At 41.4% G+C, this 22,652-nt stretch carries 18 protein-coding genes; 5 read left to right on the top strand and 13 right to left on the bottom strand.

The features are described 5' to 3' along the window. Positions 1 to 363 precede the first annotated feature (363 nt). The 5 genes from pstB to V7K60_RS16715 all read right to left on the bottom strand — a co-directional run bounded on the left by pstB (position 364) and on the right by V7K60_RS16715 (position 5,654). Positions 364 to 1,143 (bottom strand): phosphate ABC transporter ATP-binding protein PstB, encoded by a 780-nt coding sequence (pstB, locus tag V7K60_RS16735; RefSeq protein WP_334926974.1) that lies wholly within the window; start codon positions 1,141 to 1,143, stop codon positions 364 to 366. Between the two features lie 71 nt (positions 1,144 to 1,214). Continuing rightward, on the bottom strand, positions 1,215 to 2,096 hold the full coding sequence (gene pstA, locus V7K60_RS16730) for a phosphate ABC transporter permease PstA (RefSeq protein ID WP_334926973.1): 882 nt from the start codon (positions 2,094 to 2,096) through the stop codon (positions 1,215 to 1,217). Positions 2,097 to 2,170: 74 nt separating this feature from the next. After that, positions 2,171 to 3,148 (bottom strand): phosphate ABC transporter permease subunit PstC, encoded by a 978-nt coding sequence (gene pstC, locus V7K60_RS16725; protein ID WP_334926972.1) that lies wholly within the window; start codon positions 3,146 to 3,148, stop codon positions 2,171 to 2,173. 175 nt (positions 3,149 to 3,323) lie between these two features. After that, positions 3,324 to 4,367: a phosphate ABC transporter substrate-binding protein PstS gene (pstS, locus tag V7K60_RS16720; protein WP_334926971.1), complete on the bottom strand. Its 1,044-nt coding sequence runs from the start codon at positions 4,365 to 4,367 to the stop codon at positions 3,324 to 3,326. A 333-nt stretch (positions 4,368 to 4,700) separates the two neighbouring features. Continuing rightward, the gene (locus tag V7K60_RS16715; RefSeq protein WP_334926970.1) at positions 4,701 to 5,654 is read right to left on the bottom strand and encodes a stage II sporulation protein M; all 954 of its coding nucleotides are present in this window, start codon (positions 5,652 to 5,654) and stop codon (positions 4,701 to 4,703) included. 80 nt (positions 5,655 to 5,734) lie between these two features. Between V7K60_RS16715 and V7K60_RS16710 the strand changes: the two genes are divergently transcribed. After that, complete coding sequence (locus V7K60_RS16710; RefSeq protein ID WP_334926969.1) at positions 5,735 to 6,580, top strand: hypothetical protein; 846 nt, start codon at positions 5,735 to 5,737, stop codon at positions 6,578 to 6,580. Between the two features lie 45 nt (positions 6,581 to 6,625). Continuing rightward, a complete protein-coding gene (locus V7K60_RS16705) occupies positions 6,626 to 7,420 on the top strand; it encodes an RDD family protein (RefSeq protein WP_334926968.1) in 795 nt (264 codons plus the stop codon). A 61-nt stretch (positions 7,421 to 7,481) separates the two neighbouring features. On the opposite strand, the gene V7K60_RS16700 is transcribed toward V7K60_RS16705, so the two are convergent. After that, on the bottom strand, positions 7,482 to 8,270 hold the full coding sequence (locus V7K60_RS16700; RefSeq protein WP_334926967.1) for a DUF1868 domain-containing protein: 789 nt from the start codon (positions 8,268 to 8,270) through the stop codon (positions 7,482 to 7,484). Positions 8,271 to 8,627: 357 nt separating this feature from the next. Here V7K60_RS16700 and holA point away from each other — a divergent pair, with 357 nt between their 5' ends. Both holA and V7K60_RS16690 read left to right on the top strand, forming a co-directional pair. Further along, positions 8,628 to 9,617 (top strand): DNA polymerase III subunit delta, encoded by a 990-nt coding sequence (gene holA / locus V7K60_RS16695; protein WP_334926966.1) that lies wholly within the window; start codon positions 8,628 to 8,630, stop codon positions 9,615 to 9,617. 109 nt (positions 9,618 to 9,726) lie between these two features. Beyond that, positions 9,727 to 10,209 carry a DUF4168 domain-containing protein gene (locus V7K60_RS16690; protein ID WP_334926965.1) on the top strand — a complete coding sequence of 161 codons (483 nt, stop codon included), beginning with the start codon at positions 9,727 to 9,729 and terminating at the stop codon, positions 10,207 to 10,209. 443 nt (positions 10,210 to 10,652) lie between these two features. Here the strand turns inward: V7K60_RS16690 and V7K60_RS16685 are convergent, their stop codons facing one another. Further along, positions 10,653 to 15,089, bottom strand: coding sequence for a hybrid sensor histidine kinase/response regulator (locus V7K60_RS16685; RefSeq protein ID WP_334926964.1), 4,437 nt, complete (start codon positions 15,087 to 15,089; stop codon positions 10,653 to 10,655). A gap of 186 nt (positions 15,090 to 15,275) precedes the next feature. Then, on the bottom strand, positions 15,276 to 17,627 hold the full coding sequence (locus V7K60_RS16680; RefSeq protein ID WP_334926963.1) for a glycoside hydrolase family 31 protein: 2,352 nt from the start codon (positions 17,625 to 17,627) through the stop codon (positions 15,276 to 15,278). Between the two features lie 478 nt (positions 17,628 to 18,105). On the opposite strand from V7K60_RS16680, the gene rsgA reads away from it, so the two are divergent. Beyond that, positions 18,106 to 19,167, top strand: a complete 1,062-nt coding sequence (gene rsgA, locus V7K60_RS16675; RefSeq protein WP_334926962.1) for a ribosome small subunit-dependent GTPase A — start codon at positions 18,106 to 18,108, stop codon at positions 19,165 to 19,167. A gap of 48 nt (positions 19,168 to 19,215) precedes the next feature. Here the strand turns inward: rsgA and V7K60_RS16670 are convergent, their stop codons facing one another. The 5 genes from V7K60_RS16670 to V7K60_RS16650 all read right to left on the bottom strand — a co-directional run bounded on the left by V7K60_RS16670 (position 19,216) and on the right by V7K60_RS16650 (position 21,927). Beyond that, the gene (locus V7K60_RS16670) at positions 19,216 to 19,419 is read right to left on the bottom strand and encodes a hypothetical protein (protein WP_334926961.1); all 204 of its coding nucleotides are present in this window, start codon (positions 19,417 to 19,419) and stop codon (positions 19,216 to 19,218) included. Positions 19,420 to 19,566: 147 nt separating this feature from the next. Beyond that, entirely contained in the window at positions 19,567 to 19,905 is a 339-nt protein-coding gene (locus V7K60_RS16665) for a hypothetical protein (protein WP_334926960.1), read from the bottom strand. Beyond that, positions 19,905 to 20,264 carry a hypothetical protein gene (locus V7K60_RS16660; RefSeq protein ID WP_334926959.1) on the bottom strand — a complete coding sequence of 120 codons (360 nt, stop codon included), beginning with the start codon at positions 20,262 to 20,264 and terminating at the stop codon, positions 19,905 to 19,907. Before V7K60_RS16660 ends, V7K60_RS16665 begins: the two co-directional genes overlap by 1 nt. A 3-nt stretch (positions 20,265 to 20,267) precedes the next feature. Continuing rightward, a complete protein-coding gene (locus V7K60_RS16655) occupies positions 20,268 to 21,482 on the bottom strand; it encodes an NRAMP family divalent metal transporter (RefSeq protein WP_334926958.1) in 1,215 nt (404 codons plus the stop codon). Then, complete coding sequence (locus tag V7K60_RS16650) at positions 21,475 to 21,927, bottom strand: hypothetical protein (protein ID WP_334926957.1); 453 nt, start codon at positions 21,925 to 21,927, stop codon at positions 21,475 to 21,477. Before V7K60_RS16650 ends, V7K60_RS16655 begins: the two co-directional genes overlap by 8 nt. Positions 21,928 to 22,652: the final 725 nt, after the last annotated feature.

The following is a 22,652-nucleotide window of genomic DNA, read 5'->3' as shown; positions in this document are numbered from 1 at the left end:
TTTACTGCTTAAGAGCGCTGCGTAACCATCAGAGTTACTTACTGTTTCAGTTTTTCTTCCTGATTATACTCTCCCCGTAGTAACAAAAGAGGGATATAAGTAGGACGACGTAAATAATTAAAGGTTTGTAGTGAGGGCTGAAGCCCTCAAAGTAGGCTAAAGCCCTCACTACAAACTAATTTGAATATTTTTTACATTAGTTAATATAGCTTGAATTATTCTCACCGACTTACTTATCTCATAAATAGTGAGGAATTAGTTTTTTATAAAGATAAATTAGTAACTTTTGTAAGCTACATTTTATGAGTATCTTCTAATGCAAGCTAGATCGACAAAAATCGATAAGTCACGCTTGAAGAGACCTTAACCGAAACGTCCTGAAATGTAGTCGCGGGTGCGAGGGTCTAGTGGGTTGTTAAAGATTTGCTCTGTAGCGCCAAATTCAACCATTTGACCAATCCGACTTTCATCGGTGCTAAAGAAAGCCGTAAAATCAGAGACACGAGCGGCTTGCTGCATATTGTGGGTAACGATCGCAATTGTCAACTCAGACTGTAAACTGTGGAGTAGTTCCTCAACTTTCATGGTGGCGATGGGGTCAAGAGCCGAGCAAGGCTCATCCATCAGCAGAACTTTCGGCTTGACTGCTAAAGCACGGGCAATACATAATCTTTGTTGCTGACCACCAGAAAGCCCAAATGCTGATTTATCGAGCTTATCTTTGACTTCATCCCAAAGAGCAGCGCTTTTAAGGGCAGATTCAACAATTTCATCCAATTCTAATTTTGAATACCTACCTGCTATTCTTATACCGTAGGCAACATTTTCGTAAATGCTTATCCCAAAAGGATTCGGTTTTTGAAACACCATACCAATTTGGCGGCGTAACCGATTGATGTTGACACGAGGATCGTAAATATTCTGACCAAAAAATTCTACATCTCCTTCAACTTTCACAGGCCCTTCTAATTCGCCAATGCGATTAAGAATTTTGATGAAGGTAGATTTACCACAACCACTAGGGCCAATAATTGCAGTTACTTGCTTCTGATAAATATTTATTGATACCTTTTCAATAGCTTTTGTTGTGCCATAGTAAAAGCTGATATTTTTAACTTTGATAGCTGGAATTAGGTTACTCATACTTGCCCAAGATGCGAAATAAAAATTTATAAAAACAGAATTCAGGAGCCAGGATGAATATTATAAAATTCTCATTTTATTTTTCTCTGCCTAATAACTAAGCGAGAGAGAATACTGACACATAAAATTAAGGCGAGTAGAACTATAGAAGTAGTCCATACTAATTGACTTTTTTGTGGGTCGGGGTCGTTGTATAGGTTAAAAATCAATACTGGTAAAGAAGCTGTAGGACTTAACAATCCTTCTGACCAATCTAGACTAAATAAAGCGGTAAAAATTAAGGGTGCTGTTTCACCAGCTGCACGAGCTACAGCTAATAAAATGCCTGTAGTAATTCCAGGGATTGCAGTAGTTACAACAATGCGAAAAGTAGTTTGGAAACGAGTTCCACCTAAAGCAGCAGAGGCGAGGCGTTGAGATGTAGGAATCAGTTTTAAGGATTCTTCTGTTGTCAGTATAATTATAGGGAGCATAATTACGGCTAAAGCAAAACCACCTGCGATCGCACTAAATCCTTTAGTTACTAAAACTATCACACCATAAGCAAATACGCCTACAACAATTGAAGGCACACCTGTAAGAATACTAGTGACAAAACGAACAATACTAGCAACTGGGTTAGTTTGACCAAATTCTGCTAAGAAAATTCCTGTCATGATCCCTGTGGGAATGCTGAAAATAGCACCAATTACCACCATGATTATGGTTCCCAAGATGGCATTGCCAAAGCCATTATCAATAACTGCTTTGACAAACATTTCTGATTTGAGTCCAGATATTCCCCGGACGAAAATTTCCCACAAAATTGATAATAAAGGAATGAGTACTAGACCTGTAAGACCAAAGGCGATCGCATTCATTGCATAAGTAAATATTACTCGTTCTGTTGCCAGAGGACTGCATAATTCTGCCGCCAAAGATTCATCTGTTTCTGACTGAATGTAACTACTCATAAGTTTGATAAATTTTGATTGATAAACGTCTTGTTAAACTGAGGTATTTGTAATAACTTCAAAGTGAGATAGTATTATTTTTTTTTCCTGCCAACCCACTTAACCAAGATTACAGCACCAATATTTACAGCTAAAGTCAACCCAAACAAAATTAATGCTAAGTAGCTTAAAGCACCTATATGCAATCCCGGTTCAGCTTCGGCAAATTCATTAGCTAATACAGAGGGAATTGTATAAGCTGGATCGAGTAAAGAAACGCTGATTTGAGCAGAGTTACCAATCACCATCGTGACAGCCATTGTTTCACCCAAAGCACGTCCTAAAGCAAGCATTGCTGCACTCACTATTCCCGAAAATCCAGATGGTAGCAAGACTCGAAAAATTGTTTCCCAACGAGTGCCACCCAAAGCCATAGATGCACTACGTAATTCTTTTGGGATAGCCATTAAGACATCACGACTAATTGCTGCCATTGTAGGCAAAATCATGATGGCGAGAATAACTCCAGCAGTCAACATATTAGTCCCAGAAGGATCTTCTGTATTAAACAGTGGTATCCATTTAAAAGTGCTAGCTAGCCACTTTTGTAGAGGTTCTAGAACTGGAATAAAGACAAAAATCGCCCATAAACCAATAATTACACTGGGAATTGCAGCAATTAATTCAACAACAAATGCTAAAGTAGTTCGCAGCGATGTATGTAAAAAATTTTCACTCGTAACTAAGGCTACTGCCATTCCCACTGGGACAGCGAATAAAATAGCGATCGCACTACTTACCAAAGTTCCATAAATATAGGGTAATGCACCAAAAATCTGATTACCTGTATCCCAATCTTGTCCCCACAAAAACCCCATTCCAAACTGCTTGATGGCTGGTAGAGCTTCGTGTAAAATTACCCAACTCGTCAAAAATAGTACTGCAACGGTAATCACAGCAAAAAAGTATACTAGCCGTGTAAAACCTTGGTCAAACCAGAAATTTGTGCCACTGGTAGTAGTTATATTAAAATTTTCATCACCTAGATTTGAATCATCTGATAAATTTGCCATTACAAATCAATAAAATAGATTTTTACTTACTAGTAGAGCAACTTATTAACTCAGTCTATTAGGGAAGGAAAATAATAAAACAATCCTCCCTAGCCTTAAAAAGGGGGCTTTTAAAATACCCCCCTTTTTGAGGGAATTGGCGGATATCTTGTGAGTAAGTCCTAAAGATTGTAGATTAAGGCTTGACAGAGCTATTTACTGTCTGAAGCACTCGATTTGCTACATCAGATGGAATTTTAGTGTAGTTAAGGTCATCGTTATACTGTTGACCGTCTTTCAATACCCAATTAATCCATTTCTTAATTGCATCAGCTTTAGCAGCATTAGCATACTGTTTGTAAACCATCATCCAAGTAAGACCAACAATGGGATAACCTTGTCCTGGATCTCCTATAAAAACGCGGTAGTTATCTGGGAAAGTGACAGTTGACAAAGCTGCATTTGCAGATTCTAAAGAAGGAGCAACAAACTCTCCATTCTTATTTTGTACGAGTGCTGATTTCAGATTATTTTTAACAGCGTAGCTATATTCAACATAACCTATAGAACCAGGAGTCCGAGCTACTATAGCAGCTACACCTGGATTCCCTTTGCCTTTGAGGACATTTGGCAGATTCCATTTTGGAGCAGTGTTAGTTCCAACTCTGCCTTTAAAATAACCGCTAATGGCACTCAAGTGATTCGTAAAAATGAAAGTTGTACCGCTACCATCGGCACGAACAGCAAATTTAATTGTTTGATTTGGTAGATTAGCACCTGGATTATCAGCTTTAATTTTTGCGTCATTCCATTTGGTAATTTGACCTGAATAAATTGCTGGTAGTGTTGCGCGGGATAATTTGAGATCGTTAACGCCTGGAAGATTGTAAACAACAGAAACAGCACCGCCTGCTGTGGGTACTAAGATTGCACCATTCTTGACTTTAGCGATTTCATCATCTTTCATTGCAGCATCACTACCACCAAAGTCAACGGTTCCAGCGATGACTTGACGAATACCGCCACCACTACCAATTGCTTGGTAGTTAATTTTCAAGTCTGGATATTTCTTCTTCACTTCACGAGCATAGCGTTCGTAAAGCGGAGCTGGGAAAGTTGCTCCTGCACCATTGAGAGTTTCAGCTTGTGCGATCGCACCAAAAAATGGACTGAGTGCAACAGAAGTTGTCACCATTGAAGTAGCAACGACACGATTCAATATGGCGGTCGAAAAAATCATATTACCTCTGATTAAAGGAATATTTCCTTGGTGTCATTCCAGTCTTCAATAAGGTACATTTTTTATATTTAAACTTTGTTTAACAAATGATAAATAAAACATTAATATCTGTTTAAATATTATTTTTAAAGATTTTTAGCTTGTTGATATTTGATTTATTAAATTAGTATAGATAAGAATTGCCTTTTTTCATCAGATAGTTCGGTGATGATTTCAACTTACGATGATTTTTTTACATAGTTAAGCCATAACGAGTGAAGTCTTAACTGAAAAATATTTACCTTGTTCTAAAACGGGTTTTAAATTTACCAATCAGATGCCATCCAAATAATTTTATTTTTGCTTGCGGCTACAATACATTACTAAAAGTATAAATAATCCTATTCCTGCCAGATATTTAATCGGCTCAGGTACGCTCGGATTAGGGGAGAAAAAGCCTTCGATCGCACCAGCAATAATCAACATTGGTACAATCCCAAATACTAGCTGCACTGCCTGATAACCATAAAATTTCAGTGCATCTCCACGGCGATATTTACCAGGAAATAAAATTGCTCTTGCTAATAAAAATCCTGCACCTCCAGCAAAAAATATCGCCGGTAATTCCAAAGAACCATGCGGAAAGACAAAGGCCCAAAAAGGATAAGCTAGATTATTTTGAGCAACTAAAGTACCAACAGCACCAATTAATAAACCATTAAATATCATCAAATAGGCTGTGTATGCTCCAGCCGTCATACCACCGGCAACAGCCCCAAAAGATACCGACAAATTATTGATTGCGATCCCGCTGGATGCCAGAGGTTCAACACCGACAATTGAACCCATCCATAATTTATGCTCATCTCGTACTTTGGTAATCAAACTTTCAGGTACAATCAAAGGTATAAAGCTGGGGTTTTGCCAAGAATACCACCAAGCTACTAATGCGCCTAGTAAAAACAGCGCCGTTGCCGCAGCAATGTATACAAATGCTTTCTGGACTACAGATGGTAATCCCCAACGGTAAAATTCTAGGATTGCCTGCCATTCTTGTCGCCGCGAACCTTGGTAAATCTGCGTGTAAGCACGAGTTGTTAAAGATTGTAAACTTTGGATCAAAGTACTGCTGATTTGCTGAGTGCGGGCACGTGCCAAATCTGCGGTCACTGAACGATACAAACTCGCTAGCTCTCTAATTTCTGCTGCCTGTAAGGACTTTAACCCCTTTTTTTCTATCTGCCTTAATAGGGCATCCAAACGCTGCCAATTCGGTTCTCGTCGCGCAATCCAACGTTGAATATTCATGAATTTTGGGAACACTGAGTTTAACTTAGCTTAAGATAGCTTCAAATTCATCTCCGTAATTTCAAGAGAAATTTAGCATTATGTCTGAAAACTTTGGATCTTCCGGCCAGATACAACCACTGAGTATCGGTAACGTTGTCAGTGCTGCAGTACGGTTGTATCGTTCTCATTTGAAGACTTATCTTAATCTGGCTGCGATCGCTCACTTGTGGGTTCTCGTTCCTGTGTATGGTTGGGCAAAATATGCAGCCATCTCTGGACTCATTTCACGCTTGGCTTTTGGAGAATTGATTTACCAGCCTGAAGGCGTTCAAACTGCCAGCAGCCATGTTAATCCACGTCTTTGGTCATTTTTAAGAGTTGCTTTGCAAGTAGGTATATCTTTACTGGTAATTTATATTGGATTAGCGATCGTGGGCGGTGTACTAGCTGGCTTGATCGGAGTAGCATTAGGAGGAATATTAGGTACTTCAGGCATTATAGTCATAACCACATTGGCAATAATTGTAACGGCAGGCATTATATTATTAGGACTAACCTGGTTCTACTCCCGTTGGATAGTAGCTGAAGTGCCTTTAGCAGTTGAGGAAAATATCAATGGTGGCGAAAGTGTTGCCAGAAGTTGGGAGCTAACTAAAGCCTCAGTTTTTCGCATTCAAGGCATTGTTTTAGTTGCTTTTATCGTTACAATGCCGTTGGTGTTTGTATTAAACTATATACCTAGCTTATTCCTAATCAGGCTTGAGCCTGGTACTGCTATTTACTCGATTGTGTATATTATTTCTGTGATTGGAAGCTTGATCGGTGGAGTTTTAGTCATGCCATTCTGGCAAGCATTAAAAGCTGTTTTATACTTGGACTTGCGTAGTCGGCGTGAAGGTCTAGGTTTACAATTACGAGAACCTCCCTCGCAAGATTTTCGTTAACTTAACACCTTAATCCAACTCTATTAATTTTGAATTAGTTAAAATATGCGCTTTTTTAATCGCATCACATTCCAGACTCCAGAAAGTGTAGAGTTGGAATTCACTCTAGCGGGAATCGGTAATCGAGCTTTGGCACTCCTGATTGACTATACAGTGTTGGGTGTAACTTTGCTTCTGTTTGTCCTTACTTGGAGTGTCTTCTCGACACAACTGTTAAATTTAGTTGAATACTTTTTTACCAATTTACCAAGTTTAGATATTTGGTTATTAGCAATTTTCTTCATTATCGCCTTTGCAATTTATATCGGCTATTTTGTATTTTTTGAAACTTTATGGTTTGGGCAAACTCCTGGTAAACGGGTTGCTAAAATTCGCGTAGTTCGAGATGATGGTACACTCATCGGGTTACAACAAGCAACGCTACGTGCTTTACTGCGCCCCTTTGATGAAACTTTGTTTATTGGTGCTTTTTTAATTATGTTGGGTAGCCGCGAAAAGCGCTTAGGTGATTTGGCTGCTGGCACAATTGTCATTCAAGCCCAAACACCGACTGTATCTGCAAGATTGACAATTTCAGAACAGGCAAAAGGACTTCATCAACAGTTAATCGAAATTGCTGATTTATCACCATTGATGCCAGATGATTTTGCTGTGATTCGTGAGTATTTACAGCGACGTGGTGCAATGTCGTTAAAGGCAAGAGCATCACTATCTCTAAAGCTAGCTGAACAAGTTCAAGCTATTATTAATTTAGAAAAATTGCCAGAAGCTGCTACACCTGATGTATTTTTAGAAGCAATTTATCTTGGTTATCAACAACCGAAATTTTCAGCTAATTAATAATGAGTAGTCAGTAGTCAGTGAGTGAAAACTACTGACTACTAACGTACCAAGTGATTACTTAAAAATCCAAAATCGGCCAGTCTGGTTCACGATAATAGCGTGTCATGTTGTCAAACTTTCGTAATTCAACACGATCAATCAAAAATTCTGGCAAATTCAATAGCCATTGTTCATTCAATTGAGAAAGGATAGTGCTGAAGCTTATGCGGTCTAGGTCAGATGAAACCTCCCCAAAATAGGCTAATGTAACATGGGCTGTGAAGTGATAATGCTGCTCGATACCCAAGGCAATTAAGTTGGGATTTTGATAAATTTTTCGGCGAAATTGAATAATTTCCTCGTAACAGCGTTCATTTTGGGGGACTAAACAAATGGCTACAGCTCTTGGCATCAGTATTAGTCCCAGCATTTGCCATTTAATTGGATGACTTCTGTTTGTCATCAATTGTTGATATTTTTGAAATATTTCAGCTAAACAAGAGTGTAACTCCTCGTCAAATTGAGGATTTTTTTCGTAGGCATCAAGGTAAGCATTGTCCCAAATTAAATCCGCTAAAGTCAGATGGAAGCTAGCAGGAGGCACAGGTACAATCAAATTACGGTTTACAGGCAACTGCAAAAGTTCCTGTTGATAAGTCTGTAATTTGGCATAGAAAGCAGAGTTGTGTGATTCTTCTTCTGCCGGCGGGGTAATTAGCGTATAGCCAGGAAAGGATGCTGCTTGTCTCAACCCAGAATGTGGCTGAAATTTAGAAGATTCCTGAATATGCTGGGCTTGGGATCTGTAGGCTTCTGGCAGCGTCAGTCTTGCTAACCGATTTAAGTAAGTTTGATAGTTGTCGTCCAATCTTCATAGCCTCACGCTCTCACTTGATAGATTTTAGGGAAAATTACCTTGATTAACAGGATGATTTCAAAAGTATTTAATTTTTGGGAGTGGGGAGATGAAGAAGCAGGGGAGCAGAGGAGCAGGGGAGCAGAGGAGCAGGGGAGACGAGGAGACAAGGGGGACAAGGGGGAATTATTGAACAAGTTTCTCCCTTATCTCCCTCCTCTTCCTTGTCTACCTTGTCTCTTCTCAATGCCCAATGATGCCAGTTGCTTCAACGGATAGCGCAGCGTTAGCGAGTACTCGAGCGTCGGGAACCTCTGCAACGCACTGGCTCCCCAATGCCCCATTCCCAATCTACTACAAGGTTTATCTATGCCAATCTATGTTTACTGGGGTGAAGATGATTTTGCGATGGAAAAGGCGATCGCACTTTTGTGCGATCGCGTCCTCGATCCCCAATGGACAAGTTTTAATTACACTGCATTTTCGCCAGATCAAGCTGATGCTGCTATCCAGGGGTTAAATCAGGTGATGACACCTACTTTTGGCGCTGGTGGGCGCTTGGTATGGCTGATAAACACTACTCTGTGTCAGCACTGTCCAGAGAATGTGTTGGCAGAATTGGGGCGATCGCTAAAAGTCATTCCCGAAAACTCATTTTTATTGCTCACCAGCCGCAATAAGCCAGATGAACGCCTCAAATCCACGAAATTGTTAAAACAGTTTGCTACCGAATTCCGAGAATTTCCCCTCATTCCCCCTTGGAAAACAGAATTACTGGTGCAATCTGTTAATCAAGCAGCCCAGACTGTGGGCGTGAAACTGACTGCCAATACTTCCCATCTGTTGGCAGAATCTGTTGGCAATGATACACGGCTTCTCTACAATGAGCTAGAGAAATTACGGTTATATGTCCAAGGTAGCAATAAGCCTTTAGACATAGATACTGTTACGAAGTTAGTAAGAAATACTACTCAAAATAGCCTACAATTAGCAGCAGCAATCAGAACAGGAGATACAGCTAAAGCTTTGACAACCTTGGCAGATTTGAGCAATGCTTCTGAGCCAGGATTACGGATAGTTGCGACGCTGATTGGACAATTTCGCACCTGGCTGTGGGTAAAGATTATGATAGAAAGTGGGGAACGGAATCAACAAGCGATAGCTATTGCTGCTGATATCGGTAATCCCAAACGGATTTACTTCTTACAGCAAGAAATCAAGCTGCTTTCTGTGCAACAGTTAATCTCTTGCTTACCCCTACTGCTGGAGTTAGAAGTCAGCCTCAAGCAAGGAGCATCAGAAATGTCAACACTCCAGACTAAAGTAATCGAACTTTGCCAAGTATGCCGAGGAAATTGACAATCAAATATAAAACCCTGATGTATTGAGCAGTTCCTGGAACTTCCAACTCCGAAAATAATTCAAAGTTCTTATAATATCCCTGATGTAGTTTTGTGTCACACACTATATGAAGAAAATTTCTGATTTATTTTCTCGAACTAGCCGAAAGCGAACCCTTTCGCAATCATTATTTTTCGGCGCGATCGCTACTGTGAGTCTGATTTCCAACGCTTTTTTATTGAGTTCCAAAGCTGACGCTCAAACTCCACCACCAATAGTTAACAATACTGAAATCAACAGTTACGCTCAAGCCGTGCTAGCAATGGAGCCAGCCCGTCAAAATGCCTTTGAAGAAATTAAAAAACTTATTGGCGATGGAGAAATTCCCAATATTGTCTGCAACGATTCTAATAGCATAAATGGTCTTCCAAAGAAGGCTCAAGATATTGCAGTGAACTACTGTAACCACGCTCAAAAAATTGTCGAAGATAATGGTTTGAAATTTGAACAGTTCAACAAAATTACTATAGAACTACAAAATAATACTATCTTAAAAACGCAGGTTTACAATACCCTATTACGCTTGCAACAACCTCCTGAGTCTCGGTAAGTAGAAGGGCTACTTCAATCAAAGCACGTAGTAAGGAAGTGGCTAATTACTATGGTAATCATAACTCAATTATTCTGACATTACAGCAGTCTTATCTAATTCATGAAAAATATAGAAAAGGAAACGAACCGCCAACTCTTGGAGACACTATGTGTAGCTTGCTTTCCTGTAGAGGTACGCGCAGTGTGTTGTAGAGAAGGGCGCAAAGGTAAGAAAAAGATATATTATTCAATACAGTTCAGATCAGCCCAAAACCCAGATGTAGAGACGCGATTTATCGCGTCTTGAAAGACCAAGTATCTACACCAATAACCCTTAACCCAAGCGGATTGATATATATTTTCATAAATGATTTAAGACTGCTATTTATAAATTTTGATATTAGAAAAAAAGCGAATGAGGCATTGGGCAGAATTTAATTCATATTCCCCAATGCTCCATTTCTAAGTCCGTCCAACAAGTCTGGCGACTACTGTAGCTAACTCATCTGCTTCAATAGGTTTAGGTAAATGCAGTTGATAACCCTCTTGTATAGCTCGCATCCGATCCTCTGCCCTAGTATCAGCTATCAAAGCTGCGGCTGGAATATTTCCCCCTAGTTCAGGTGGTTGCGATCGCACTTTACGGATCAAAGAGTAACCATCTTCCTGGAGCATACTGATATCGCTGACTAAAGCATCTGGTTTCCACTGTATAATTAACTGCAATGCTTCTGGAACTGATGCTACAGATGTAACTTCGGCTTGGCACTGTTCGAGAACTGTGGTGATAAATTCACGGGTATCGGCTTGGTCATCTACAACCAGCACGCGCACACCAAGCAGGGAGAGGGGCACAGGGGCAGAGGGGGGCAGAGGGGCAAAAGGATGGAGGTGGGCACTCTTGAGAAGTGGTAGTTTGACTGTAAACGTCGCTCCTTGTTCTTTACCTGGGCTATCTGCGTGGATAGTACCGCCATGTAATTCTACTAAATGACGGACGATCGCTAATCCTAGTCCTAATCCACCATAGATTCTAGTGCTAGAACTATCAGCTTGACGAAAGCGATCGAAAACGTAAGCAAGAAAATCAGGACTGATACCAATGCCTGTATCAATCACTTGAATTTGGGCATATTTATCCGTTGTCTGTTGTTTTTCTTGTCCATTGACTACTGACAATTGCACCTCTACCCTTCCGCCAACGGGTGTGAATTTGATGGCATTGGATAGCAGATTCCAGAAAATTTGTTGCAAGCGCTCGAAATCCCCGGAAACTAAATATTGAGAATTTTCACCCAGCTTGCTGTCCTCTGAATGTTGATTGGTTTGGGATTGTGCTTTTGGAAATTCGAGATTTTCGTGATTAATTCCTAATCCCCAATCTGAATTTCGCGTTTCTTTTGAGGGAATCAGGGAAAATCTCAAATCGATTTCCTTGGATTGGGCGGCTAAAGTAACAGTCTTGATGGCTGACTCAATTATGGGAACCAAATTACAAGTACGGACATCGAGGCGTAACTTGCCTCTAATCATCCGCGATATATCCAGCAGGTCTTCAATTAGCTGGGTTTGCGCTTTGGCGTTGCGCTCAATTGTCTCCGTAGCTCTAGCCATTTGGGTTTCACTGAGCTTGCTTCGTTGCAGTAATTGTGCCCAGCCAAGGATGGCGTTGAGGGGCGATCGCAATTCGTGGGATAATATTCCTAGAAACTCATCCTTCATCCGGTTGGCCTCTTGCAACTGCTCAGTTTGTTGTTGCAAAGAAGCAATTAAACTAGCCCGTTCCATTGCGATCGCTATTTGGTCGCATACTGCTTGCATCATCCCTTTTTGATTGTCTGTGAAGCTTAACAGAGTGCGGCTGCCAAAAGAAAGAGTACCCAATAGCCGTCCTTGGGCGATCAATGGGTATGCATAATAAGCAGTAATGTCTAAAGAGCGAATCAATTCTGTTTTTTCTTCAGTTGATTGCTGCACATTCTCTACAGCTATAGGATGGCGTGAGAGCGCTACACTACCACAAACCGCTTCACCAAATGCCAAACATTCAATTTCCTTTGCTATTTCCTGAGAAATACCACTGTAAGACCTCAACCGCATTACTTGAGAGTTATCCTCAACCAAATAGTTCAAATAAACTTCTATTCCAATTTGCTCTCTTAGTTTTCGGTAGACGCTATCGATTAGTAGTACTGGTTCCTGACTTGATAGTAAATCGTTGGCTGTGTCAAATAGTAGCTTTAGCCTTTTATAACCTAACGAGAGTGCTTTTTCTGCCTGTTTGAGGTTGCTGATTTCTTGGAACACTAAGATACAGGTAGCCGGATGACCGTGCATTGCTGGCAAGGTATCAGCAAATACTAGTAGAGAGCGCACGCCAGCGGGAGTATGCCAGTCCACCTCCAATCCATTCAGGCGTTCGCCACGGGCAACCCGCACCCCTGGCATAAGTTCATTGGGAATGCGATCGCCATCTGCATTTGTATAGTAATAAACTGTGTGATAATCTTCAGCAGGTATACCTTTGGGAAATTTGCCCCCAGCTAATTCGTTAGCAGAGCGATTGGCAAAAGTTACCCGCGCCGTTCCTGGTTCGATAAACAGCAACGGTCTTGGCATCAGATTTAACACATCCTCCAGCCATTTTTGCTGATTTAGGAGTGCTTCCTCTGCCTGTTTGCGCTCCGTAATATCTAAAAATGTACCAACGCTTCCTCTGGTTTTACCCTCTTCGTCAAACAGGGGTGCAACGTAGTGTAATAGCTTGACAATTTTTCCATTTTCATGGACAACATCAAGTTCAGAATTCAGAACCTCCACACCATGAGCAGCAGAATACTGCATTGGGAGTTCCTCTGTTGAAAGTTCCCTTCCCTCTCGGTAGATTTTAAAGCTTGTAGATTTTTCATCCAAGGGAACGTTGAGGGAGGCATTTGTATCTGACGATATCCCCAACTGCTTGCCAAAAGAAGGGTTGACCTTGATATTTTGGCATTTTGGATCTTCGGCAATGCCAATTCCAATAGGAATTACCTCCAACAAAGTTTGTAATTCAGTAATGCGGCGCTGTAGATCCCTGTTTAGTTGTAATATTTGTTCCTTGGCTTGTTTTTGCTCGCTGATGTTGCGAGTCACAGTTGCTAAGGCAATTGGCTGACCTGTGTTGTTATCTGTAACAGTGAAGATGTTGTAATCAACTGGTATCGGTTGACCTGTTTGGAGATGCCGGAAGCAGAATTCTCCCTGCCAGCGCCCTTCTAATAGCACAGTCGGCAGTATATATTCTTGAAAATAGGCTTTGTCTTTGGGCATGAAGTAATCTAATACTGCTTTTTGCCTCACTTCATCAAGGCTGGCAAGACCTACCAGCTTTTGACCTGCATTATTTATGTAGAGTAATTGACCTTCAAGGGTGGCGATGCCGATAAAGTCAGAGCTATTTTCTACTACCGACACTAATTTTTGTTGCTCTGCCTCTGCTTGTTTGCGTTCGCTCAAATCAAGGATAAAGGCTACTGACTCTTTCCGGTTTTCTCCTAGCAGGACGTAACCAATTAAAACCGGGATGCGGCTACCATCCTTGCGAATATATTCTTTCTCATAGGGCGTACAAGCAGCGTTGGTATTTGCTTGGGCTTCGGCAACACCTCGCTCATCCAAGTATAGATACTCTGGTGGTGTGATATTGCTCCAACTTAACTTACCTACTGACAAATCCTCCTGCGTGTAACCAATCATCCTCAGAAATTCGTCGTTTGCCTGCTGGATACCGCCATACACATCGCCAAACAGAATGCCGATGACGTTAGCATCTACAAAACTTCCTAGTTTCGCTTCGTAGGTTCTCAGTGCTTCTTGGGCAAGGTCGCGTTGATAGCTGAGGCGTTCAATAACCCTGGCACTTTGCCAAATCAAAATAGTAAAAATTACAATCACAATGATCGCAAACATCGATACTGCAAATGCCGGATCGTATTGTCCTGCCCGTTGACCTTCAACGATTACCCACCCCAATATAAAAGGTACTGCGATCGCGGCAATTAATAAACGACGTGCAAGTAAGCCGCCGTAACTATCACTTGTAACTACCCTCATTAAGCCATGTTCTGCTCGCGCCCACAGAATACCCATACTTATTAAGAAGAACAACACTGCTGTGTGTAATGCCATTGATGTTGTATAAGGGGCAAGTCCGTAGAGAACTTTCACTTTGTAGGCATAGCCCATCAGCGCTTGAAAGGAAATTAAAGTAGCAATCAGAGCGATAATCTGGGCATACCAATAACTGCGGTGGGTTTTTGGATAAATCAGAATCTGTAGAGCGACACTAACCAGTATAAAGTTCAGTGCTGTGTTCACCCCCATTCGCCCCAGATGCGATGTCGCTATACTAGTTCGCGAATCACGGAACACCAGCTCATCAATGCCGAGATTCCAGCCAAACAGATATTGACAGAGGGTAAGCGCTGCAATTGTGGTGACAGCTATTGCACAGACCTGAGAGATTAGAAGAGTAGGGAAATGGGTAAATAATTTTGTTAGCGCAGCGTTAGTGAGTCCGCGTACTCTGTAAGAGTTGCAAGCTAGCAAGAGCGTCTCGTAGAGAGCGTCATTTTGAATTTCGAATTTTGAATTGTTTCCCCCTGCTTTGCTCCTCTGCTCCCCTTCTAAAAATAGCCACAGCGACACACCACACAGCACAAAACATAACGCTGTGTTGACTTTCATTGTGGCAGGACTACCAGGGAAGCCGCGCTTAAGAACTTCACTGCCAAGACACCAGCCAACTAGTACCAAGCTGCCCACAAAAACAGCGATCGCACTTGCGACTCTTGCCACAAGTGCATTTGTAGAGATTTTAAATCTATCTTGCAGCTGCAAGCGGTTAATATTTAACATTGAGTGTTCTCTAACCGCATCTATCTAGCGTAGTAAACTTACGTATTTCTTACAGTTTAACCATTTATATTCTTTGTATTGTATGTTACCCCTTGACTTGGTTTTCATCTACCTCTATGCATATTTTTTCTTGCACAATTTAAAGTAGGAAATAATGGTGGCTCAAAAACCACCTTTGCGAATATTTCAGAATTGTAGGCTATGTCGCTTCCCATCATCTTGAAACCGTTGCTCTCCAACACCTACAAGTTCTACAATCACTTCTCGCAGTGGAGGTGTCCACTCTCCAACTCTTGCTTCAATTTCCACTACTGTTTGGCTTACCTGGGTAAATACACGGATGTTGGTTATTGAGAAGTTATTATCTTGATACTTGCTTGTCTGTCCATCATCTTCAAATAACTGATATTCGTTGTTACCAGGCCAAATCCGTAATCGGATCTCGTCGAGTGGGGCTTGATCGACGTATTGGCTGACAGATTGCATAGGAACGATCGCGCCGCTACGAACATACAGTGGCATTTTTTCCAATGGTGCATGAGCAAGAATGTGAATCGGGCCTTCATAGCGATCGCCACTCCACCAATCATACCAAGTGCCAGCGGGTAAGTAGACAGATCGATGCTCAACTCCAGGACGGTAAATTGGTGCAGCCATCAGCGATGCACCTAGCAATACTTGATCGTAGAGGCTATAGGTTTTCGGATCGTTGGGGAAATGGTACAATAATGGTCTTAAAATCGGTGCGCCTGTTGTTGCCGCTTCCCAGAAAAGACTATAAATATAGGGAAGTAGTTGGTAACGTAGATTAATGTATTCTCGACAGATACTTTCAACGCGATCGCCAAATACCCAAGGTTCATGACGAGCAGTAGACATTGCCGAGTGACCGCGCATCAATGGGTAAAGCATTCCTACTTGCATCCACCGAGCGAATAATTCAGCTGTGGCGTTACCAGCAAACCCGCCAATATCGCAACCCACAAACCCCACACCCGAAAGTCCCATGTTACAAAGCATCGGCAGAGACATTTCTAAATGCTCCCACAACGATTGGTTATCTCCCATCCACACAGAAGACCAGCGTTGCACACCAGCATAACCCGATCGCGTTAACACAAAAGATCGCTCTGAACTTCGATGCCGTTGTAACCCTTCATAAGAAGCTTTAGCCATCATCAACCCATACAAGTTATGCACTTCTATATGAGTGGACGTAGGTAAATTCTTTTCTGCCCCTCTGCTCCCCTGCGGCGCATCTAGAGGAAACCAAATCTTTTCACCATCATCCCCAAAAGGGCGATCGTTTATGGCAGGTTCATTCATATCATTCCAAATTCCTGCCACACCAATATCAGTTAGGCTTTTGTGTAAATCAGCCCACCAGTTACTCACATCAGGACGTAAAAAATCAGGAAAAACAGCTTTCTCAGGCCAAACGTAGCCGTGGAACAACGTACCATCAGCTTTACGCACAAAATAGTCGTTTTCTATGCCTTGGTCAAAAACGTGATAATTACCTTCTGGTTCATACTTCACCCCAGGATCGATAATTGTGACTGTTTTGAAACCATCCTCTGCTAAATCACTAATGAGTTTTGCCGCGTTGGCAAAGCGTTGAGGACTCCAAGTAAACACTCGATAGCCCCGCATATAGTCAATATCCAAGTGAATAACATCACAGGGAATGCGGCGTTGACGAAATTCCTTTGCTAGTTCTCGCACAACGGTTTCTGATTCGTAACTCCAGCGACATTGATGATAACCTAGCGCCCATTTCGGCGGTAATGGCATTCTCCCAGTTAGCTGAGTATAAGTCTCCAGGATTTGGGCTGGTTCAGGGCCGTAGATAATGTAATAATCCAATTCACCGCCACGAGTCTCCATCTTCCAAATACCTGGTTGTTCAGCGCCAATATCGAACTGACTCCAAAAAGTGGTATTGAAAAAGATGCCATAGCTTACCTGCGGACGCAAAGCCATAAAAAATGGAATTGCTTGGTACATTTCATCAGTGAGTGAATCATAATCTAAGGCATCCGTTGTCCAGTTAGTTTTTACTTCGCTGAGTTTATCCAGAAAGCCTGTACGTTCACCAAAGCCATAGAAATGTTCGTCGGCTGCAATTTCCTTCCACCCTGCAACTGCGCCCATCCGCCAACCTATCCCCATCTCTGCATCTTGAGCAAAGGGGCAATTAGCTTTGTCAAAATAGGCGATGCGACATTTTTCTCGCTGGACGCACACACGAATCTGTGCTGTTTCAATTTCTATTGTTGCTTCAGTTTCCCGGACTGCAAAAGGTGTTGTCGGCCATTCTGCATCATCCAGCGTAACTGCCCAAGAGCGGCGAGGCATAAATTCCCCAGTTGGTGCGAAACGCACGCGGATTAAATTCGGAGTAAGTACGCTGATGGTTAGGCGTGAGTCGCCACAGTCAAAATTAACAATATTATTTTCCCAGCTTACAGCTTTGACATTGCTAACAGTTGTCCAAGCTTGGTTCGTGGTGGGTAGTTTTCCGAAATATTGCGGCATATCAGTTATTTAGCAGATAAACACTTGTCCGCATTCATGATTACAGAGATACTCAGCCTCAAACTCTTTCTTTCGCTAGAGGTTGGTGAAAGATCAGCAGATATTTTTTACCAAGATTATTTTTGTAATGTGCAAAGTTGTGCATTGGTCTTGCAAGACGCGATAAATCGTCTCTCTACATCAGGGTTCAAATCAGATAATTTAAACGAATTTTCTGGAATAGGCTAATGTAGTAATGGAGATTATTTACTGTAGTACACAAGGAGGACGAACTATGACTGAGTTGCTAGCAGTCCGGGTTACTTTGACCATCCCAACTCAAAGAACACAAGGCGCAGAGATTCTGTTCAGTCCTCTTTCCTACAGGAATGAAAACTAGAATTCACAGACATTCTGGTGCGGGGAGTTCCCCTGCATAGAAGTGTCTTCCTCTGTGGAACCTTGTGCAAAACAAGTAGCACACATCGAGGAAACATCAATGAATTTGGATTATTTAGGCTGGAGTGACTTTTTTGCTCGCAGCTTTGAACCCTATCGCTTACAAGGATTTAGCGTTGGTAGGGTTGCCATTGAATACAGAAATACTTATACCCTGTATAGTAAACAAGGGGAACTTTCAGCAGAAGTTTCAGGTAAATTGCGGCATCATGCTTCTCAACCACAAGATTTTCCCGCCGTTGGAGATTGGGTTGTGATTAATGTCAGAGAATCTGAAAGACGAGCCACTATCAACGATATTTTACCCAGGAAAAGCAAATTTTCTCGCAAGGCGGTGGGTAGTAAAACAGAAGAACAAATTGTTGCAGCGAATATTGATACAGTCTTCTTAGTCTCAGGATTGGATGGCGATTTTAACCCAAGAAGAGTTGAGCGTTATCTGATTCTGGCTTGGGAAAGTGGTGCAAATCCGGTAATTGTGTTAAACAAAGCAGATTTATGCAATTCTCTAGAAGAGTATTTAACCCAAGTAGAAGCAGTTGCTTTGGGTGTACCAATTGCGGTTTTAAGTGCTACCAATCATCAAGGATTGGATGCCTTAAAATCTTACTTGCAACCAGGACAGACAGTTGCTTTATTGGGGTCTTCTGGTGTTGGTAAATCTACCATCACTAACCAACTGCAAGGCGCATCTGTGCAAGCTGTGCAACCAGTACGGCAAGGTGATGACCGAGGTAGACACACAACAACTAATCGTGAGTTGATTTTGCTCTCTACTGGCGGATTAATTATTGATACTCCAGGAATGCGGGAAATCCAAATTTGGGCAGGTAATGAAGGTTTGCAAGAAACTTTTGCAGACATCGAAACCTTGGCGCAAGAATGCCATTTCCGCAATTGTCAGCATAATAACGAACCCGGTTGTGTAGTGCAGCAGGCTTTGGCTGAGGGAGAACTTGATTATTCCAGGTTTCTTAGCTATCAAAAGTTACAAAAAGAACTCGACTACCTTAACCGCAAACAAGACCAGAGGGCGCAATTAGCTGAGAAAGAACGATGGAAGAAGATTCATAAATCCATGCGAAATCATCACAAGCGCTAGTTGCACAGTTGTCATATCATGTCCGCTTGATTACTTATCAAATCCGAATCACCCCACCCCACCAAAGCTACGCTTTGTCTCCCCTCCCCGTGCTGGGAGGGGATTAAGGGGAGCCGCCAGCGCGGTCTTCTCCCAAAGGGAGAGGCTAGGGCCTTCTCTACAAGACGCTGCGCGTTCGCGCAGCGTCTTGTAGAGAAGGGGGTTTCCCCAATGAGCGACTGGCGTGTGGGGTGCAATGACTGTGGGAATCATAACTAATTATGCGGACATGATATTAATGCATCAGCGGCATTAAAACGCTACGCTTTTAACGCAAAACTGTACTAAGTTCTCTTGTTAGAAACATTTACAGCGTTTTGCAACTCGGTGACATCATACTTCTGCCTCCTTCAAGCCAAGTTACTCTGTATCCTGTGGCTGCTTGTCTAATGACTTTAATGCATCTAGACTGCAACGCAAACGCGGCTTGTCAGGGTCAGTTAAATCTAGCTTGTCCCAAGGTACTGTATGACCACCGTGGATTTTGTGCGCCCCCAGTAGATGCAAAATTCCTAACCCAATTGTCCAAGCAGATAACCGTTCTAACACCGCAACATAACCGATAAGATATTCCTTAACAATCCATTCTTCGCCTTGTTGTTCGGTGCGTACTTCCTCAATGCGTCCGACAGCTTTACCAGTTGAGTCTAATACTGGTTTACCCAGCAGTAATTCTAGATGAATTTCACGAGTTGTCATTATCCACCTCCTGGAATTCGTGCGATGATGCGATCGCGTAGCCATTTTTCATACCCTAAAGCTGGTGTTGCCTCAGCTTCAACATCAACTTCGACATCTATGCCGATATCCCGCACTTTTGACCACGGAATCCGAAATGGTTCACTTTGTTTAGCGCCCCATTTACTTGCAATTGCTGCTATCAAAGGTGCCAAGCGAGGATTTAGCCGTTTGGCAAGGGTTGTCACTCCTACTTCAATATAAGCAAGTCGTGGTGGTTCGCGATCGCGCAACTCCATCACAATGCCATCGACTTTACCCATTTTGCGTTGATTGCGGTCAACTAATTGGTTATCAAGAACATCTCTGATAACATCCATTTGCTACCCTCCAATAATTTCTAGTGGAATAGCAACGATTGCTAGCACAAATGTCAGCGCAATTGTAAAAATAACAACGCTGTTGCTAATCCAGCCGTTGCGATACTTGCCAACGTATAATTCATCGTTCATCAAAACCAAAAAAGGTATAATTACAGGCGGCAAAATTACTGCTGTAATTGCCATTGAAAACAAAGTTAATTGCAATGGATCGATACCAAATACCATTAGTAATGAGGCAAGAAAAACAAACACGGTGTAGACTAAACTAAAGCGTGCGGCATCTTTTGGTTTAAGACTTTCGCCCCAATTCCAACCAAAAGCTTGAGCCACAATATACGCTGTATCAAGACTAACCTCCAGGGCTGCACCAAAGCAAGCAATCCCTAAAGATGCTGCAAATAGCACAAATCCCCAATAACCAAAAGGTTCAGTCAACATCAGCGCTGCCTGTTCATAGCTATCAACCTGGATACCTTTGGGATTCAGGACCAGTGCTGCCACAATCAATACTCCCAGCGATACGATACTACCAAAACCCATCCCCAAACCAGCTACAGCGCGATTCACACCGATATACCCTTCATCCCACTTATCTTCTACTGCACCAGATGAGTAGAAATAAAACAAGTACGGGCTAATCAATGCACCCAGAATGCCAACAGCAAGGTATAAGTAATGTGCAATGTCTTGTTGTGGCAGGGTTGGCAACAAACCAGCACCAATTTTTGTCAAAGATGGATGCAGCTTAAAAGTAGCGACGACAAATGCTAGTGTAATTAATCCGAATAAAGAAATACCGTTTTCAATTAATCCAAATGTCCCTTTCCAAAGTAGCAACCAAATTGCAAAGGCAACGGGTAAAGCAAACCACTGGAAACTAACGCCTGTTACTAATTGTAAGGCAATACAAACACCGCCAATTTCGGCTGCCAAAACCAGAAAATCAACGATAATTTCTGCTACTAGTGGAATGATATAAAAGTTGAACCCAAATCGTTCTCGTACCGCCGCAGCTAATGTATGTTTGCTAACGGCTGCTAAACGTCCAGACATTTCTACCAGAAAGATTACACAAATTGTTCCTAAGACAACTGCCCAAATTAGGTGAAAGCTGTAAATAGATCCAGCTTCTGCAGCAGTAGCGATCGCACCTACATCTAAAAAGCCGCCGATGCTGGTAACAATCCCAAGAGCAATTTCCAAAATTTTATTCATTGGTTTGCCCTGCTACTTTTATTAGCTTATTTAATGCTTGCGTTTCTACTGCTAACTCTCCAAGTTTTTGTTGTACCTCTGAATGATTTTTTTTTGCCACAGCCCTCGACATTTCCTCTGTTTTGTTTGCTAACTGTAAAACCTCAGCTAATAGCACTGATTTATCATGTTCATTTACATCTTGAGACAACTTTATCTTGTCTATTTTATTTTTTTCTTTTTGCAGTTCTTCCGTGGCTCTTTCCAATGTTTGTTCAGCATATTTATTAGGCACAACGCCGCGTATCCAAGCATCACCAACCATATTTGCTGTTGCTACCCAAGAAGATACACTTTGTGTTTCTTTATCTATATCTTCTACAGAGGTTTTACCACTGCAAGAGGCTAACAATGTCAGTATTAATAAACAATTAATTACAGATCCTAATTTACCAGGCTCTGGCATTTATACACTCTCCATAGCCAACATAAATATATTTTTCTCATTATTTTAGTAATGGTGTACATCTCTCTAACGGAAGATTTTATAAAAAATTACTTCAAGCTGAATATTTATTTCTCAAAATGCATAGTGTTAACGGAAATTAACTATAAAAAGATCCTCGACTTTTTGAAGAAGGCTGGAATCAGAGCCTCTATGTATTTAGAAATTAAATATAAGATAAAACTTTTGTATATAGTGAGCAATTTATACATTTATATAAGGTTCTTAAGAGCTAAAGCTGCTGACTATGACCCTTTAATTTAATTAAGCCATTCTACTTATTACTGCATGAGATTTTGTGAGTTATTTAATGTAGTTGTTTTGTACAATATTTTTGTCTATAAAAATAAAGTTTTTTGTTTTCTTGATAGAACATTAGTTTTCATTACTTTTATCAAATCCCCAAAAGTATCTAACTGCACATATTGGCTATAATAAATGATTTCATTAACTAGCAACTGAACAGGGCGTAACTTATGACTATTAAAGGTTTTAAAGATATTTTTATATTTAATAGAAAAATAATTTTAAATTTGGCTAATTAATTTAGTGAGATGTATGTTATGGTTTTTATAGGAATCAAACAAGTGAAAACACAAAAAGACTTCAAGACAAGTTTGAGGCAAGCTCAAGAAAGTTTTTTTGCTCTGGTAAGTCCCCTTCAATTAGCTACATCTTTTTTAACG

This window comes from Nostoc sp., from assembly GCF_036917555.1.
Lineage (GTDB): Bacteria > Cyanobacteriota > Cyanobacteriia > Cyanobacteriales > Nostocaceae > Nostoc.
The sequence above is the reverse complement of the archived record's forward strand: the minus strand, read 5'-3'. Positions and strand labels throughout refer to the sequence as shown.

Coding starts and splice junctions, on each gene's coding strand:
- pstB (WP_334926974.1), bottom strand. CDS start 1,143: ATGAGTAACCTAATTCCAGCTATCAAAGTTAAAAATATCAGCTTTTAC.
- pstA (WP_334926973.1), bottom strand. CDS start 2,096: ATGAGTAGTTACATTCAGTCAGAAACAGATGAATCTTTGGCGGCAGAA.
- pstC (WP_334926972.1), bottom strand. CDS start 3,148: ATGGCAAATTTATCAGATGATTCAAATCTAGGTGATGAAAATTTTAAT.
- pstS (WP_334926971.1), bottom strand. CDS start 4,367: ATGATTTTTTCGACCGCCATATTGAATCGTGTCGTTGCTACTTCAATG.
- V7K60_RS16715 (WP_334926970.1), bottom strand. CDS start 5,654: ATGAATATTCAACGTTGGATTGCGCGACGAGAACCGAATTGGCAGCGT.
- V7K60_RS16710 (WP_334926969.1), top strand. CDS start 5,735: ATGTCTGAAAACTTTGGATCTTCCGGCCAGATACAACCACTGAGTATC.
- V7K60_RS16705 (WP_334926968.1), top strand. CDS start 6,626: ATGCGCTTTTTTAATCGCATCACATTCCAGACTCCAGAAAGTGTAGAG.
- holA (WP_334926966.1), top strand. CDS start 8,628: ATGCCAATCTATGTTTACTGGGGTGAAGATGATTTTGCGATGGAAAAG.
- V7K60_RS16690 (WP_334926965.1), top strand. CDS start 9,727: ATGAAGAAAATTTCTGATTTATTTTCTCGAACTAGCCGAAAGCGAACC.
- V7K60_RS16685 (WP_334926964.1), bottom strand. CDS start 15,089: ATGTTAAATATTAACCGCTTGCAGCTGCAAGATAGATTTAAAATCTCT.
- V7K60_RS16680 (WP_334926963.1), bottom strand. CDS start 17,627: ATGCCGCAATATTTCGGAAAACTACCCACCACGAACCAAGCTTGGACA.
- rsgA (WP_334926962.1), top strand. CDS start 18,106: ATGAATTTGGATTATTTAGGCTGGAGTGACTTTTTTGCTCGCAGCTTT.
- V7K60_RS16670 (WP_334926961.1), bottom strand. CDS start 19,419: ATGATTCCCACAGTCATTGCACCCCACACGCCAGTCGCTCATTGGGGA.
- V7K60_RS16665 (WP_334926960.1), bottom strand. CDS start 19,905: ATGACAACTCGTGAAATTCATCTAGAATTACTGCTGGGTAAACCAGTA.
- V7K60_RS16660 (WP_334926959.1), bottom strand. CDS start 20,264: ATGGATGTTATCAGAGATGTTCTTGATAACCAATTAGTTGACCGCAAT.
- V7K60_RS16655 (WP_334926958.1), bottom strand. CDS start 21,482: ATGAATAAAATTTTGGAAATTGCTCTTGGGATTGTTACCAGCATCGGC.
- V7K60_RS16650 (WP_334926957.1), bottom strand. CDS start 21,927: ATGCCAGAGCCTGGTAAATTAGGATCTGTAATTAATTGTTTATTAATA.